This is a genomic window from Pseudoalteromonas sp. McH1-42 (genome assembly GCF_022347845.1).
GTDB classification, from domain to species: Bacteria; Pseudomonadota; Gammaproteobacteria; order Enterobacterales; family Alteromonadaceae; genus Pseudoalteromonas; species Pseudoalteromonas rubra_D.
The window spans coordinates 16,153-31,831 of record NZ_JAKRFU010000015.1; the positions used below are offsets into that span (position 1 = coordinate 16,153).

General features: G+C 45.7%; 18 protein-coding genes. 4 read left to right on the forward strand and 14 right to left on the reverse strand.

The features are described from left to right. Positions 1–135 precede the first annotated feature (135 nt). Positions 136–879 carry an AraC family transcriptional regulator gene (locus MHN31_RS14535; protein ID WP_010384579.1) on the forward strand — a complete coding sequence of 248 codons (744 nt, stop codon included), beginning with the start codon at positions 136–138 and terminating at the stop codon, positions 877–879. On the opposite strand, the gene MHN31_RS14540 is transcribed toward MHN31_RS14535, so the two are convergent. Then, entirely contained in the window at positions 880–1,419 is a 540-nt protein-coding gene (locus MHN31_RS14540; RefSeq protein ID WP_239444580.1) for a GNAT family N-acetyltransferase, read from the reverse strand. It abuts the gene before it with no gap. A gap of 100 nt (positions 1,420–1,519) precedes the next feature. Between MHN31_RS14540 and MHN31_RS14545 the strand changes: the two genes are divergently transcribed. After that, positions 1,520–1,723: a hypothetical protein gene (locus tag MHN31_RS14545; protein ID WP_010384575.1), complete on the forward strand. Its 204-nt coding sequence runs from the start codon at positions 1,520–1,522 to the stop codon at positions 1,721–1,723. A 425-nt stretch (positions 1,724–2,148) separates the two neighbouring features. Here the strand turns inward: MHN31_RS14545 and MHN31_RS14550 are convergent, their stop codons facing one another. The 13 genes from MHN31_RS14550 to bioB all read right to left on the reverse strand — a co-directional run bounded on the left by MHN31_RS14550 (position 2,149) and on the right by bioB (position 12,712). Then, on the reverse strand, positions 2,149–2,577 hold the full coding sequence (locus tag MHN31_RS14550; RefSeq protein ID WP_239444581.1) for a hypothetical protein: 429 nt from the start codon (positions 2,575–2,577) through the stop codon (positions 2,149–2,151). A gap of 372 nt (positions 2,578–2,949) precedes the next feature. Beyond that, positions 2,950–3,501 (reverse strand): hypothetical protein, encoded by a 552-nt coding sequence (locus MHN31_RS14555; protein WP_239444582.1) that lies wholly within the window; start codon positions 3,499–3,501, stop codon positions 2,950–2,952. A 45-nt stretch (positions 3,502–3,546) separates the two neighbouring features. Beyond that, on the reverse strand, positions 3,547–3,951 hold the full coding sequence (locus MHN31_RS14560) for a DUF3574 domain-containing protein (RefSeq protein WP_239444583.1): 405 nt from the start codon (positions 3,949–3,951) through the stop codon (positions 3,547–3,549). A 507-nt stretch (positions 3,952–4,458) separates the two neighbouring features. After that, positions 4,459–5,145, reverse strand: coding sequence for a hypothetical protein (locus MHN31_RS14565; protein WP_125559665.1), 687 nt, complete (start codon positions 5,143–5,145; stop codon positions 4,459–4,461). A gap of 205 nt (positions 5,146–5,350) precedes the next feature. Continuing rightward, positions 5,351–5,695 carry a 2OG-Fe(II) oxygenase gene (locus MHN31_RS14570; protein ID WP_239444584.1) on the reverse strand — a complete coding sequence of 115 codons (345 nt, stop codon included), beginning with the start codon at positions 5,693–5,695 and terminating at the stop codon, positions 5,351–5,353. A 50-nt stretch (positions 5,696–5,745) separates the two neighbouring features. Further along, a complete protein-coding gene (locus MHN31_RS14575) occupies positions 5,746–7,734 on the reverse strand; it encodes a methyl-accepting chemotaxis protein (RefSeq protein WP_239444585.1) in 1,989 nt (662 codons plus the stop codon). A 481-nt stretch (positions 7,735–8,215) separates the two neighbouring features. Beyond that, positions 8,216–8,341, reverse strand: coding sequence for a hypothetical protein (locus MHN31_RS24260; RefSeq protein ID WP_275446819.1), 126 nt, complete (start codon positions 8,339–8,341; stop codon positions 8,216–8,218). A 68-nt stretch (positions 8,342–8,409) separates the two neighbouring features. Further along, positions 8,410–8,655: a Rho-binding antiterminator gene (locus tag MHN31_RS14580; RefSeq protein ID WP_239444586.1), complete on the reverse strand. Its 246-nt coding sequence runs from the start codon at positions 8,653–8,655 to the stop codon at positions 8,410–8,412. Positions 8,656–8,659: 4 nt separating this feature from the next. After that, a complete protein-coding gene (locus MHN31_RS14585) occupies positions 8,660–9,085 on the reverse strand; it encodes a hypothetical protein (protein ID WP_239444587.1) in 426 nt (141 codons plus the stop codon). Positions 9,086–9,090: 5 nt separating this feature from the next. Further along, positions 9,091–9,786 carry a dethiobiotin synthase gene (bioD, locus tag MHN31_RS14590; RefSeq protein WP_049865943.1) on the reverse strand — a complete coding sequence of 232 codons (696 nt, stop codon included), beginning with the start codon at positions 9,784–9,786 and terminating at the stop codon, positions 9,091–9,093. After that, on the reverse strand, positions 9,783–10,538 hold the full coding sequence (locus tag MHN31_RS14595; RefSeq protein ID WP_239444588.1) for a methyltransferase domain-containing protein: 756 nt from the start codon (positions 10,536–10,538) through the stop codon (positions 9,783–9,785). The genes bioD and MHN31_RS14595 overlap by 4 nt, the downstream gene beginning before the upstream one ends. Further along, positions 10,535–11,668, reverse strand: a complete 1,134-nt coding sequence (locus tag MHN31_RS14600; RefSeq protein WP_239444589.1) for an 8-amino-7-oxononanoate synthase — start codon at positions 11,666–11,668, stop codon at positions 10,535–10,537. Before MHN31_RS14600 ends, MHN31_RS14595 begins: the two co-directional genes overlap by 4 nt. Further along, positions 11,669–12,712: a biotin synthase BioB gene (gene bioB, locus MHN31_RS14605; RefSeq protein ID WP_010384553.1), complete on the reverse strand. Its 1,044-nt coding sequence runs from the start codon at positions 12,710–12,712 to the stop codon at positions 11,669–11,671. A gap of 114 nt (positions 12,713–12,826) precedes the next feature. On the opposite strand from bioB, the gene bioA reads away from it, so the two are divergent. Together bioA and MHN31_RS14615 are read left to right on the forward strand one after the other, a co-directional pair. Next, positions 12,827–14,116, forward strand: coding sequence for an adenosylmethionine--8-amino-7-oxononanoate transaminase (bioA, locus tag MHN31_RS14610; RefSeq protein WP_239444590.1), 1,290 nt, complete (start codon positions 12,827–12,829; stop codon positions 14,114–14,116). 173 nt (positions 14,117–14,289) lie between these two features. Then, positions 14,290–15,627: a lysine 2,3-aminomutase gene (locus MHN31_RS14615; RefSeq protein ID WP_010384549.1), complete on the forward strand. Its 1,338-nt coding sequence runs from the start codon at positions 14,290–14,292 to the stop codon at positions 15,625–15,627. Positions 15,628–15,679 lie beyond the last annotated feature (52 nt).

The window sequence follows — 15,679 nt, forward strand, 5'->3', positions numbered from 1 at the left end:
GACAATAATGCAAGAAAATCGGCAACATTGTATTCAAAGAAGACACCCTAATGACAAAGTTCTTTAAATTTAGTGACTTGAAATAATGTATATTGTATAAATAAAAAGAAGTAAAAAAGAATAGGCTACAAAGCTATGGATAATGATTGCAATCAGAGCGATACGTTCTTCGATTCTGTTCACTTTTCTCAATTATTAGCCATGCTCGACATACTCCCGGGTACGTTATTTTGGGTAAAAAATGCAAAAGGGGAAATCGTGCACGGTAATGAAGCGTTCCTTGCGCACATAGGTGTGTCTTCTTTACATCAAATACTTGGTCAGACCGACCTGGCTTTTGCACCAGCTCACCTCGCCCACCAATATATGGTAGATGATGAAAAAGTGATGGCTGGTCAGTTGGTTACCGAACGGCTTGAAGTAAACCAACCCGAAGGCTCCGACGACCTTGCCTGGTATGTTACTTCCAAACGCCCTCTGTATTCTTCACAAGGCGAGATTGTCGGTACTTATGGTATGTCAAAAAAGCTCCATGCACCTAGCTGCACACAACCTGGAATGAGCGCGCTCAAGACACCAGTAGAATACATCAGAGCTAACTTTGCTCAGCCACTAAAACTGACGGATATAGCAGAGGCGAGCCACCTGTCAGTCAGTGCACTAGAAAGACGCTTTAAAAAGCACCTGAATATCACGCCAAAACAGTTTTTGACTCAGGTACGGCTCGAACAAGCCCGAAAATTACTCATAGAGACCAACGATTCAATCAGTGAAATTGCTTTTTCGGTGGGCTTTACGGATCACAGCTATTTTAGCCGACAATTTCAGTTGTATTTCAGTGAACAGCCCCGAGAGGTGAAAAAGCACTATCATAGATAGCTAACTACTGACAAAGGCTGCATACTCATCAAAGTAACCGGCCTCTTCACGCAACGGACAAAACGCGAAGATGGCAATGGCACCATCTCTGACTTTTCGAAACCCACAGTGTTTCAACAAGCGCTGGCATGCCAAATTATTTTGCTGAACCTTACCCAATACCAGTGACACCTTGCAGCCAGGTACCATTGTACCCAACGCATTTAGGGTTGCACTGAGCGCCTCTGAGGCCAGTCCCTGATGCCAAAATTTTGGTTCAAGCTCGATGCCGAGGTGAATATGTTTTGCCTTTACGTCACAGTCATATAGTCCAATAGTCCCTATAAACACACCCTCATGCTCAATGGCAAAGCGCCCGCCATGTCCTTCATAAAAGTCTTCCAAATCGGCCTGTAACATTGCTCTGACTTCCTGCTGCGTCAGTTGCGTTCCGTAATCATTATACTGACTTACCAAAGGGTCATTTAACAGCGCCACCAGCGCCGGTACATCACGATAATTTACCGGCCTCAGCAGTAATCTGGGTGTTTTAATTTGCATGGGGTTCCATCATCTAAAAGCTTTCAATAAAGCCCTCTCTTTTACTCAGAATTAGTATAAACTATCGGACCTTAAGTAACAGCCGTCAGGAGTCGTTAAGATGAGCGAAGAGTATATTGTCATTCCCCCTACCACCAAAGTATGGTGCCCGGAAAAAGGCGAAGGCTGGACACTGACCGGGATCACCGGTATTGAAGAAAACACCTCAGTGATGTTCAGCGGCGTGCGCTACACCATTGCGGCACAGAAGATTGTAGAAGAGCTACTGCCAAATTATCAGGCAAGAGAAAAGGAGCAAGGGTAATTTCCCCTGCTCAACCCCGCGATGTTGACTTTGAAAGTCTCGCTTCAGTGAGCTGGGGTTATTCACTCTGAATAAAGACGGATTCTCACCAACCTAATTTCAGAGCTGTCATATACAAGAGAATATTTATCTTCCAGTATTTCCAAGCAAAAAGTGCCTATAATGTGATTTTCACCCGATAAAAAGCGTTCATAAAGCCCCGGCGGTAGTGCTTCTTTCCTGGGCCCATCTCCCGCTTCTTCAACACCATATAGGATACCATCCGATGTATCCGATAGCCTTAAGCTTGGAGGGTGTCCGTTCCAAACCGATAACGTACCTGAGACAGTTTTACAGGGGTTTGCATACGCTGACGCGCACAAAGTTAAAGCACAAAGCAATACTACAAGCCTAATTATTTTACGCATTAATGCTCTCATACATTGCTAAGAAAACATTCGGGTTTTAATTTTCCCAAAGAACAATATAGACAAATAGCTCATTAAGAACACAATAGCGCTATAAACTAATGCAAGGTATGGCGCAAGGGCATAACCAAACACATTCCTGCCCCCGTCGGCAACCCGCATCTTTCTTGCTTTTATTTCCGCTTCAGTCCAGGTAGCTTCTTCAACAGGGCTAATGGATCCATTGCCATCTCTGTCCATCTGTGCAACAACCAAATCTAGCTGATAATTTAAGTTGTACACAGGAGCTGCTAAGGCAAGATACATTAGCACAACACAGAGCGTATACCTCGTCAGTACTTTGAAAGGTTTTCGGCAAAGGCCTTTAAAAAACAGCACGAATATCGGCAATACTAAAAAAAGCAAATAGCCAATCATTCTCAATAAAACAGCTGTTTCTATACTCATGCTGATCATAATAAGCTTACAGCCAACTCCCTTGCTCTGAATATACTAGTTCGCCATCTTGGTTGATGATTTGAAACATACCATCAGGCAAGAGCATGTAAACCAGCTGCTTTCCTTCAAATTCATACCCTATGAACGTGCATTCAACGTCCGGGCTAAGGCAGTTTTTGTGTCGTATTTTTCCGCCCAGTCGTAACTTCTCGCCTTTAAAGTTGTGTATTAAGTTTAAAACAACGTTATCACACACAACATCTGTATCTTCACATAATCTAGTGACCGTTGCTTCATACTCAGCCGTAACCAAAGTATCGGCGTACGACGCCGATGATATTGACAAAATAACTAACGCTAAAAAGATTTGCATAACTTAGTTTATTGTACCTCTTGAACCATAGCTTCTTCTTCAAATTCGCGTCTATCGCGCTCTTTGCATGATAACTCTATCAAATTAGTTAAATCGAAACCGTCCATTATGATCCGGTTTTTTATCTGCTCAGGCATATAAATATGATCACCTTTTGAGATCATGCAGAAGTTACGCTTAGCAAATTTTTGCAAATCGGTGCCAGATTCACTGGGAAGTTTGCTGAGTACAACCGCTGTTCCATGGTTAACACAGCACCCAATATACTTATCTGCATGTTCATAATTAAAATAAACAAGCTGATAGCCCAATACACGGGTCTCTTTTTCAGGAAAGTAGAAATTAAGATAGTCAAATCTGACCTGTGGGTCAGGAGAGAAATTACCGGACTTCACCATCTCGATGACAACTTCATCGCCCTTCACCAGACTTTCTTCAAGGTAAGTTTGTTCCAGTGTTAATGAAGCCTCAATGCTTATTTCCCTCTTGCTATGTGACAGTGTCGACCAAAAGACAAAACTTAAAAACAGTAAAAGCTTCATCAGTACTTCTGAGTTCATGGAATAAAACCTCACCTATTTTATATGCTTTTAAAATATAAAAGGCTATTGGCCTTTGGAAGTACTGCCATAATCAGGCCCGATAAAGCTCCATTCAGCAACCGGCACTTTCACTATCATCACGGAATCCTGTTTGAATTTTTTAGCATACAGAGATGCCAGTATTTTGGCCTTTTTAACGCCCTGTTCGTCTACAATCACGGTCACGACTTTCGAGCGCTCTGGCTTACCTTTGTAGTAACCCACCGAGTCCACGACATTAAAGCCATCAAAGGTCTTCACTATCTCGTCATTTTGAAACGCTTGCCATTGCTCCAGCGAGACACCGCCGCCATCTGGCAATGACAGCCCAAAGAACAACCTGAGCCGATAGACTTCATCGGCGTAAGAAGGGAATGTACTCAGTAGTACAGCGATTAAAATAATAACAAGGCCTAGATTTTTTCTCATTGTTCTTCCCTTGATTAGATAAACATAAGCCCTGAGGCGGAATATATCTTACATGATCTTTATTGCCTATGCGCTACCCATTGCGCAAAGCACATAATGCTTGGATTACAAGCCTTTGTGCATAGGAAGACCCTGTGCATTTCCAGGAGCCTATTCACCTCCAGCACCACCTCCATCGCCACCTCCATCACCCGGGGAGTCTATTGAGCCGCTAAAGTACCAGCCACTGTCGGTGTTTCCAAACTCCATCTTGCGACTTATCGCGAAACTCAAAATAGAACCAAAAACAGGCAAGAGCAGCGCAATTAGCAGCAATTTTAACTTAGTCTAAAGTGTTAGTGTCGGGGTCAGACAAACCCGCGTACCAATAATTACACACAACACCAGATGTATTGCCAACAGCCAGATTAAATACATAACTATCCTTATTTGATTTGTTTTCCTGGCTCAATACCTGAGCCATGCTGAATATACCCTCCCAGACCCTTAGATATTTCATAAGAATGCTTAGCCCTGTTGGTTGAGAGATTGTTGAAGCTGCCTGTCACTAAGCATTGCTGCACTTCGGAGCTTTTTGAGCTCGCCTAACAGGATGACTCTGTCAAAGCCTCGATATTCCCTGCCACTATCCGTACGTTTTTCAAGACCACTGATTGAGTTATAGGCTTGCATATGTCCGGCATATTGTCCGGTCGAATCAATGGAAAAGAAAAACGGAAAGGTTCGTATCGCTTCAGAGTTTACCCCTATACCTTCAATTGCTTCGGCTCCATTGGGTGAATAATCGGCTTCTATATAGGCCACAACAAAGTTGTCTGAGACATATTTATTCAGGTCCAGTGCCTTACGGTCTATATTTCTTGAACCCCTTTCATACATTTTCCACTTCAGAGGCTCATTATCATATTGCCATTCATAAACATATTTTCGACGCTGACCATCAATGTACTTATCAAAAACATGGCACCAGATACACCACTCGGCGCCATACACTAGCAATACCGTTTTATTGGTTGAGTTTGCTTCCAGCAAGGCCATTTTAATGATGTTCTTTTGATCCGAACATTCGTCGTATATTTTTGCAACGCCATCTCTGCAATCGGGACTTATATCACGGGGGTATTTAGCAATTTTGTTTTTAGCAGAAGAGAAAAAAGCAACAAACAATAAGAAAAGAAGAACTATTACTTTCATCAGTTGAACACCCTATACAGTATGTCAGTTGGGACCTATTGAACCCTGTACTTCTCACCCCTCAGATTCTCAACAGATATTTTGTATTTCACACGCTCACCATGCCTAAGTAATGCGTATGAATGACATTAAGGGTACAGACTTTTTTAGAAGGCTTTATTACACGCCTGTTTTTCGTCTACAACTCCAGAAAATAAGCTTTATGTCACGTATGGACCCAACCAATACTCAATACGTAGCGACTACCCTCAGTGATTCTGCTTACAGCATGAGGTTCTGTATCAGGTCTGAATAATTTAACCCTTGACCAGTTTAGCAAGGTATTCTGGCAGATGAATTCGCCGCCTTGTTTGGCGTGTTTGAGAATAATATTGAGCCGGTAATGTTTACCGGAGGTGACCTGATCCACGTGTTGTTTGATTTCACTGCCCGCCGGGAAATGGATCAGGTAACAGTCGAATTTAATGGGCCAGATTGCACCGCCTAACAGCATTTTATCGTAGCCCGAGTCTTGTCTTCCTGATTCCCAGCGCCATAGTTTTTTCCACATAACCTGCACTCACATGATGTCCCGCGCAGAGCGTGTTGATAATACTGCGCTTAATCAATTTTAAAATTGTCCATAGTACGCTGTAGTGTATCACTGTTCAGTTTCATGTCATCAAAGAGTCGTTTTAATGCCTGTGAGGTCTCAAGTTCCTCATTCGCTGCATCTAATACTGCTGTGGTGTTACTGGAAATATCCTGTGCAACAACAGACTGCTGCTGCGCTGCCGTTGCTACTGAGGTCGTGAGTTGCTCCACATGAGTACTATGGTCACTCACCTGCATGGAGACCTGCCGGGTTTGCTCCACCTCACTCATGATATTACTGGCCAACCCGGTATTTTCTTTGATGGCATTCACCACATTGCGACTAATGTCATTCAGGTTGCTGAGTAAAGTCGAGATCTGCTCAGATGAACCTTTACTGTTATTGGCAAGCCCCCTGACTTCATCAGCAACCACCGCGAAGCCCCGACCATGTTCACCAGCTCTGGCCGCCTCAATAGCCGCATTAAGCGCTAACAGGTTGGTCTGATCGGCCACACTGCGGATAGAGTCCAGGATAGTGTTGATCTCCTCCACCTGTTGCTCCATGTTCAATGCCATTTCATTGACCTGCTCCATATTCTGCGACAGTACATGCATGGCATCCAGATTACGCTGGTTGTCTTCAAGTAACTTTTTAGATTCATCATTGAGCTGATCACTGGCGTTTAACGTATCTGACGCCGCTTTTGCGATGTCTTCGCTGGTTGCCGCCATTTGCTCAATGGCCGCTGCGATATTGGTAGCAAGACTCTGGGTGCGCTGCGCATCTTCGGTCACATGACTGGCAGCTTTTTCCATTTGATTACCAAGCTTAGTCCCTACGTTAATGGACTTGGATAACCCCACCAGCAGATCCTTAAAGGCATACACCGTATTGTGAATCGACTCGGAGATTTTACCCAGCTCATCACTGGTTTTTAGCCTCACATCTAAGGTCAAATCACCGTTATTCGCAACTTTAGTCAAAATACCGGTTAGCTCATTCAGCTCACTGCGTAAAGAAGTAAACAAATGCGTATTGATCACTATGATGATAAGCATAAAAATCATGAACAACACAAACAACCAGGTCATTTGACTGATCAGATCTGCTTTATACGCCTCACTGATTTCACGCGTATGTGCCCACTGGCTGTCGAGTAAAGCTTTAACGTCCTTAATTTGCCCGGTCGCCTGCGAAAACCACTGCCCGCTATTCGGTAGTTGTGAATAGTCAATATTATCGCCCTTAGCAATGGCAGTGATCACCTTATCAAGCGCCTGAGCACGGCTATCAGACATCAGCTGTTTATAGGCACTCAGCGTGTCTCCGGACAACGCCGTTTCAAGCTGCTCTTTTAACAAAGTAAGTTGCAGCTGATAATAAGCAAGATCCCGTTTCACAGCGTCATCAGCAGATTGCCTGGCCAGCACCCCATTCACTTTGCCCCGTAATTGTCCTTTGCGCTCTTTACTCTGCGCCATCAAAAATGCGATGGACAAATTGGACGCCAGCTCCCGGTTTGTAACATAAGCCTGCATGCGCATCGCGGTATTCAGAGCAAGTTGATTGACATGGCTGTAATAATTAAATGCATTTTTGCCCTGCTGTTGATCCACCTGACGACGCAACGCGCTCTTTTCTCTCAGCAGTGTAAACAAATTAGGTAGCCACTTTTGCACTTTGTCATCGTCTTTAAATGCACCATTGTACAAACCTTCCAGCGCAGCAACGGCAGCATCCGCTTTGATACGTTGCGCCGCAACCGCTTGTCGGGTTTGCCCGCTAGGATTGCCCAAAAAGCCAGCCGTGAGCCCCCGCTCAACAGCATGATGATGCGCCACCTTTTCCATTGCATCCAGTAACCCTATGTAAGCGATGTCTTTTGAGGTTGCCTCAATGTCTTGCCAATACTGATAGGAGACTTTGCTAAGCAGTATAAGAATAAAAATAAGTAAGGCAGCTGAGCTAATAATAGACAATTGAATTATAGAAAAGCGCTTAAGCAGATTCATGGTGTCTCCGGTATTCACTTAATGAACCCAATCAACTGCTTAATGACTGGATATCCTTATTGCTATTAAAGATAGTCAAAAATCTGCAAAGTCGACACTATCTGAGCTGCGACTATCGTAGGCATGTCTGCGCTTTGAGGGTACAGCTAGTCACCACCCCGAATGGCGACTTACCCACTAATCGAGCAATATCACCCTGGGATGGGCTTCTGAAGAGTGTTCGTGATAAATATCGTCGAGATATCGGGCCAGTTCAGATTCATCCAGCTCGGGAGGGATCACGACATCATACCAATTTGCTTAATTAAGTGTTCTATTTTGAGGCGAGAAAATATAGTCGATAACACCGCTCTCGCGTCCTGCTATCGCTGAGGCACCTACGTCCATATAGGCGAGGCAAAAATTTTGCTATTTAGTTCTTCTAAATGAGAAATTTTTAACGCTGTTAGCGTCATATTTGCTCCTTCAAATAGACCAGGTATTAAGTGAAATTGGTATCATATACCCTGGCGCGCATACCCGTGTCAGAATCATTAAATAGCTGCCATTGTGCCTCAACCCGGCTTACTGACATGCGTTTGCCAAATACATTAAACCTGAATGTCATCCGTACTCCTAAAAATAAAACAAAGCATAACAAGCAGTTTTTACTATTTGACCAAGAAAGTCGACAGGCTAGCTAAAAAGCTTTTCACTAAAGTGTGGGTTGGTGGTATTGATTGTCAATTTGGTGATTTGGGTCAGTTGCACTAGGCTGGCTTGGTCCCCCACACTCAGCTTTAAACACTCATTCTTCTGCGCATCACGGCACAAGTCCAGGGCCACGCCCGAGAGCTGTTCACCGCTACGCAGATTGATAGTCACCGGATAGTGAAACAAGCAAACAATCTCAAAATAGTCGTAGTCACTACAACTGATCATACGCTTATGCTCCTGTTTCAAGTTTGCCAATGACGATCCGGTTCACTGAGTGCTGTCGGAACAAGTTTGACGCCGTAATGACATCTTCAACTGTCGCGTCTGGTGATATATACAACCAAACACTTTCTGTTGAGTCCTCAAAGAGTAACTTATCTATTAATTCACCAAGCTTGCGGCGCTCAGCCAGAGGATAGCTGACCTTTTCATACATGAAGTATAGATGGCCACTCGCTAACAATTGCACTTTTATCGCTCTGTCATGCGCACAACGGTAGTGGCAATGGTTGATTGCCTTTCCTTGAATAACAGGCACAACCTGAATGGGTGTTTCTCGAGGAATAACAAACAGTAGTAACAGCAGGGCCAGACTCAGACCCGCGTAACTCAGTATAGAAAATACCGAGTTATCGCTACGGTGCGGTTGACGCAAGTGGGTCACGCATTTGCGCTGTGCTGAAGGCCCAATAAATCGAGCAATGCACTGTGGATTTGCAATTTAGGTGTCCCTTCGCTGTACGGCGCTACCCCAAGCAGAGGTGCATTTAATCGTTGTTTTAAGGTCTCCAGGTTAGCTTCATATTCCTGCATGGCAGGATCAACCTGATTGGCCACCCACCCTACGCAGTTCAAACCGGCTGCACTAATAGCTTGCTCGGTCAAAAATGCATGGTTCAGACATCCCAGTTTCATCCCAACAACCAGGATCACGGGCAATTGCTCCTGTTTAATCCAGTCGTACAAGAATTGGGTGTCGTTGATAGGTAACGCCCAGCCACCGGCGCCTTCAACAAGCGTATACTCTGCACCTAAGGTACTTAACTCACGATATTTTTCACTCAATGCCTCACAGCTAATGGTCACCCCGGCACGCTGCGCAGCGATATGTGGTGCGATAGGTGGCTCGAAACAAAATGGATTGATCTGCTCATATTTGCCGTGCACAGAAGCCGCTTCCATGAGACTCAGCGCATCTTCGTTCACAAGCTGGCCAAAGGCTTCTTCAGCGCCTGCTGCAAGCGGTTTAAAGCCGAGCGCTTTCTTGCCTCTTTGCGCCAATAATTTAAGCAGCAGCGAAGACACATGGGTTTTGCCCACTTCAGTGTCTGTACCAGTGATAAAGAATGCACTCATAATTTAGTTAGCTCCATTAAGGCGACCTGATAACTCAACTGAGCCCGACCATTCGTAAGCGGGTACCCAGCCAATAATTTACGATATTGTGCTTTTCCCAGCAAGCCACGACGCTGGCCTTCATGCTGTAATTGGTTGGCGCCAATCGCCTTTACTGATTTAAAGGCCGCCTGAGCCGTACTAAAGGTTTCTTTCAGGCACATCAATTCAGCATCATCAATGATAAGCCCGGCGTCGTCGGCGTGCGTCAGTAGCGCATCAAATGGGGTAAAGCGATTAACATGACAGTGCGCGTCTACGCTTTGCCAGGCCTGCTGTATTTCGCACAAAGAGCCGTCGGCTACAATGCTCAGGTAGGCTTTCCCCCCGGGTCTCAAAATCCGTTTTAGCTCTGCAAATAACCTGGCTTGATCCTGACTCCACTGAATCGCAAAATTACTAAAAATAGCATCAACGCAGTTATCCGCGAGCGGTAAGTTGTCCATATCCGCACAGATTTTAAGCGCATCTTCAGGACCTTGCCCTAACATACCAGCACTCAAATCCAATGCTACTAATTGCGCACAACGCTGACTTAACGCCTCGTAATGCTGCATGGGACCTGCGCCTAAGTCTAAAAGTCTGTTACATCGCTGAGTGATTTTCTTAAGTAAGATCTCTGCGGCCTGTTGCTGGACATTCGCATGCTGCACGTAAACCTGAGATGCACGCGAAAAACGCGAGGCAACCTGTGCTTTTACTGAAACACTCATATCGCCTCCTTAAGTGCATTGAGCAAGGTATCTATGTCTGCTGAGGTGTGCGCCGCAGTCAGGGTGATACGTAACCGGGCAGCATTTTGCGGTACTGTCGGTGGCCGGATGGCAGTCAACCATATTCCCTGCGCTTTCAATTGCTGTTGGGCTGCGAGTGCGTTATCTGCCGAGCCAAGCACGACAGGCTGTATGGCAGTTGTCGATGGCAGAACCGGAATACCCAGTTGCGCCGCCGTTTGGGTAAAATAGGCAATGTTATCTTTTAATGCTGCTCTTTGTGAGCTGGCACTGCATAACTTAATAAACTGCTTAATTGCAATTTCTGTCAGCATTGGTGACATTGCCGTGGAGTAAATGTATTCGCGGCTGAATTGCAATAAATACTGCTGCACGCGCTCACTACATAACACCGCAGCGCCCTGACAAGCCATCGCTTTACCAAAGGTGATCACCAACAACTCTGGCTTAACACCACTGTCAATACTGCCAAGTCCGTTATCACCCAGCACGCCCAGTGCGTGGGCATCGTCAACCATCAGCCAGGCACTGTGCGTGTTTGCAAGCTGAGCGATATCCACCAAAGGCGCGCAATCGCCGTCCATCGAAAATACACCTTCAGTCACGATCAGTTTGTTTTTTGCTTTAGACTTTTCCAGCCGCGCACGCAAATGGGTGATATCGTTGTGATTGAACCGTGTTAGCTTAGCCTGACTGTGTAATGCGCCATCCAGCAAGCTGGCATGATTAAGCTTGTCCTGAAACAACTCAGATTCACGCCCTACAGCCGGATCGTTAAATAGCGCCTGAAGCACGCTGGTATTCGCAGCAAAACCACTGGCGAACAATAATGCCCTGTCGTAACCAAAAGCATCACACAACTGTGCCTCAAAAGCCGAGTGGACTGATTGAAACCCCGTCACCAGCGCCGAACTGCGACTGCCGGGCTGGGCCGTCTGGCTAAGCGTTTCATCGGCTAAGGCAAGATAATCATTGCTGGCAAAATTCAGGTAAGTTTCGCCGTCAACTTCGATTTCACGGGCTGAAACTTTGCCTATACACTGACGATGACGCAGTAAAGATGCCGCAGCCCGGGCTTGGAGGGCTGCATCGATGAACTCAAAAGCCATTTAGTTGGCTTCGTAGAACAATTCAGACGTTGCTTTATCTGCGATTGCAGAATTAAGAGACGCTTCATAGGCTTCGTCTGAGTAATCCTGACGTTTCTCCGGTTGCATGCCCAGCTTTTTAAGCAGGTTCATATCTGCATCGGCTTCCGGGTTCTCTGTGGTGAGTAGCTTATCGCCGTAGAAAATCGAGTTTGCACCGGCAAAGAAACACATCGACTGCATTTGCTCGTTCATTGCTGTACGACCCGCAGATAAACGCACATAGCTGTATGGCATCATAATACGTGCAACCGCAATGGTACGGATAAACTCAAAGTGATCTAAATCTTCAACGTCTTCAAGGGGGGTACCAGCCACTTTAACCAACATGTTAATTGGCACACTTTCTGGTTGCTTAGGTAGATTCGCTAGCTGCATAAGCAGGCCGTAACGGTCAGAGGCTTGCTCACCCATGCCTACAATCCCGCCCGAACAGACTTTCATACCGGCATCACGGACGTGATCGAGTGTATCCAGACGGTCCTGATAAGTACGTGTGGTAATGATCTGTTCGTAGTACTCAGGTGACGTGTCCAGGTTGTGATTATAGTAATCTAAGCCTGCTTCTCTGAGCGCATGTGCTTTGTCATTATCGAGTTTACCCAGGGTCATACATGTTTCAAGGCCCAGTTCTCTGACTTCGCGAACCATCTTTTCAATATAGGGCATATCGCGGTCTTTTGGATCAGACCAGGCTGCGCCCATACAAAAGCGCGTTGCGCCCTTTTCTTTAGCCACTTTGGCCTGTGCAACCACTTTTTCAACTTCCATCAGGCGTTCACGCTCCAGATCGGTTTTGTAGTGGCCCGACTGAGGACAATATTTACAATCTTCCGGACAAGCACCTGTTTTAATAGACAAGAGTGTAGAGATCTGTACTTCATTGGGATTAAAGTTTTTTCTGTGGATGCTCGCGGCATGAAACAACAGATCGTTGAATGGCATTTCAAATAGTGCTTTAACTTCTTTATGCGTCCAATCGTGACGTACTGTGCCCAATTCCATAATTATTCTCTTCTTTTGACTGACATTTTTTAGTCAGTTGTTATGACGGTGATTGGCTTAGTCTACTTCTTGCTTTACCATTGTCAACACAGACCACTTAAGCAAGGTTTACAAGTGAGCAATAATAACACTATTGATTTAGCCTTTGATAAAACCCATATCTGGCATCCCTATACCTCTATGCTGGATCCGCTGCCCGTTTATCCAGCTAGTCATACACAAGGTAATCGCATTCATCTGGAGACTGGCGAAGAATTGATTGATGGTATGGCATCCTGGTGGAGCGCTATTCATGGCTATAATCACCCGGATATTGTAACTGCAATCACTGAACAAGCAGGCAAGATGAGTCATGTGATGTTTGGCGGACTCACACATGCTCCCGCAGTTGAACTATGTAAAAAGCTAGTGGCCATGACTCCTGCACCACTGAATAAGGTGTTTCTGGCGGACAGCGGTTCAGTCAGTGTTGAGGTGGCAATTAAAATGGCCCTGCAGTACTGGTTAAGCCAGGGCCATAATCGCAAAACCAAACTTATGACGGCCCAAAAGGGTTATCATGGTGATACCTTTGCCGCGATGAGCGTGTGCGATCCGGTCAATTCCATGCACAGTATGTATCAGGGCTTCCTGCCGGAGCATATTTTTGTACCTGCACCATCCGGGCGTTTCAATGAAGGCGCTGTTGAAGAAGAATTACAGCAGCTCGAAGCGTCATTTGTCGCGCATCACCAGGATGTTGCAGCATTTATCATTGAGCCAATAGTGCAAAATGCTGGTGGTATGAATTTCTACCACCCGGACTACCTCAAAAAGCTCCGTACACTGTGCGATAAGTATGACGTTTTGCTGATCCTCGACGAAATAGCGACAGGCTTTGGTCGCACCGGAAAGTTATTCGCCTGTGAGCACGCCGATATCAGCCCAGATATTCTCTGCCTGGGTAAAGCCCTGACCGGTGGTACTATGACACTATCTGCAACACTTACCACTGATGAGATAGCCGTTGGGATCAGCCAGGGCGAAGCCAAAGTACTGATGCACGGCCCTACTTTTATGGGCAACCCACTCGCTTGTGCTGCCGCCAATGCCAGCCTGACACTATTGCAAAGTAATGTTTGGCAGCAGCACGTTCAGCGTCTGGAACAAAGTTTACGGATGCTTGAGCGTTGCGAAGCACTGGATGCCGTGCAGGATGTCAGAGTACTCGGCGCGATTGGAGTTGTTGAACTAAATCGCACAATTGACGTGGCAAAAATACAGCGCTTCTTTATCGAAAAAGGCTTATGGATCCGCCCGTTTGGCAAACTGATCTATCTGATGCCTCCCTATATCACATCGGATGAAGATATTGCATATCTGGCAGAAGGCATCTATCAGGCCATCGAGCAGGACGCATATTAATCAAGACCTGCACTGCAATAAAGTTCGACAAAAAATGCAAAGTTGGTAATTTTTTTGCCAATTTTGCAATTATTTACGATATTTCATCGATTGTACCTGAAATCATTTCACGGCTTTGTTAGACTAGGCGACTTTGATTGTAAATTCCGAATAAAGTCGAGAATCGAGCTACTATGCAACAAACCGTCAAATTGCAGCCAGCTGAAGCTTATCAGCCGCCCCGCTTTACTGTTTATCAACATCGTCAGATTGATAAAATTGAGCAACTTGAAAAACTGCCTGAGCACCTGCGCTTCCAGATGAAGGTGGTTGCAAACGTTTTCCCTTTCCGCGTTAATAACTATGTTATTGAAGAACTCATTGACTGGGACAAGGTGCCTAATGATCCCGTTTTCCAGCTTACTTTCCCGCAACGTGGCATGCTGGACGATGAGTCTTATGAAGAAATGGCAGCGCTGCTAAAGCGCGAGCATACGCCAGAAGAAGTCTTCGAGCTGTCGACTAAACTAAGACAAAAGCTCAACCCGCACCCGGCCGGTCAGATGGACAAAAACGTCCCGACCTTTGACGGAGAGCGTGTAGAAGGCATTCAGCACAAGTATAAAGAAACTGTCTTGTTCTTCCCGGCACAGGGCCAGTACTGTCACTCTTATTGTACTTTCTGTTTCCGTTGGGCACAGTTCGTAGGTAAAGCAACACGCTTTAACAACAACGATGAAGAGCTGCTGCACAGCTACCTTGAAGAGCATACCGAAGTCACCGATCTTCTTATGACAGGTGGCGACCCTATGGTAATGCGTACAGTAAAACTGCGTAAGTACCTCGAAGCGCTAAAAGAGCCGCGCTTTGATCACATTCGTACTATCCGTATTGGTACCAAATCTCTGACTTTCTGGCCATTCCGTTATGTCACAGATCCAGACGCACAAGACTTGTTGGCACTGCTCAAAGAGCTGGTTGATGCCGGAAAGCATGTGTCAATCATGGCACACGTTAACCACAAGCAAGAGCTGCGCACTGACATTGCTAAAGAAGCGATTAAGCTGCTACGTAAAACGGGTGCCCAGATCCGGACTCAAGCTCCGCTACTTAACCACCTTAACACCGACCCTGAAATGTGGTCTGAAATGTGGAAAGAGCAAACTCAGATGGGCATGATCCCATATTACATGTTCATTGAGCGTGACACCGGCGCCAAGCGCTACTTTGAGTTACCGTTGTACAGAACCTGGGAAATTTTCCGTGACGCTTATAAAGAGGTTTCGGGTGTAAGCCGGACGGTACGCGGACCTTCTATGAGTGCGGGTCCAGGTAAAGTCGAGGTATCAGGTGTGACTGAAATCAACGGTGAGAAAGTATTCGTGTTGCGTTTCATTCAGGCACGTAACCCGGACTGGGTTCAGAGACCTTTCTTTGCCAAATATGATGAAGAAGCGACCTGGCTGGACGGCCTCAAGCCAGCATTTGGCGAGGAGAAGTTCTTCTGGCAAGACGAATACGACGCCATGTAAGGGCATCATCAATGCATAAGAAAGCCGACATTCATGTCGGCTTTTTCTTTAT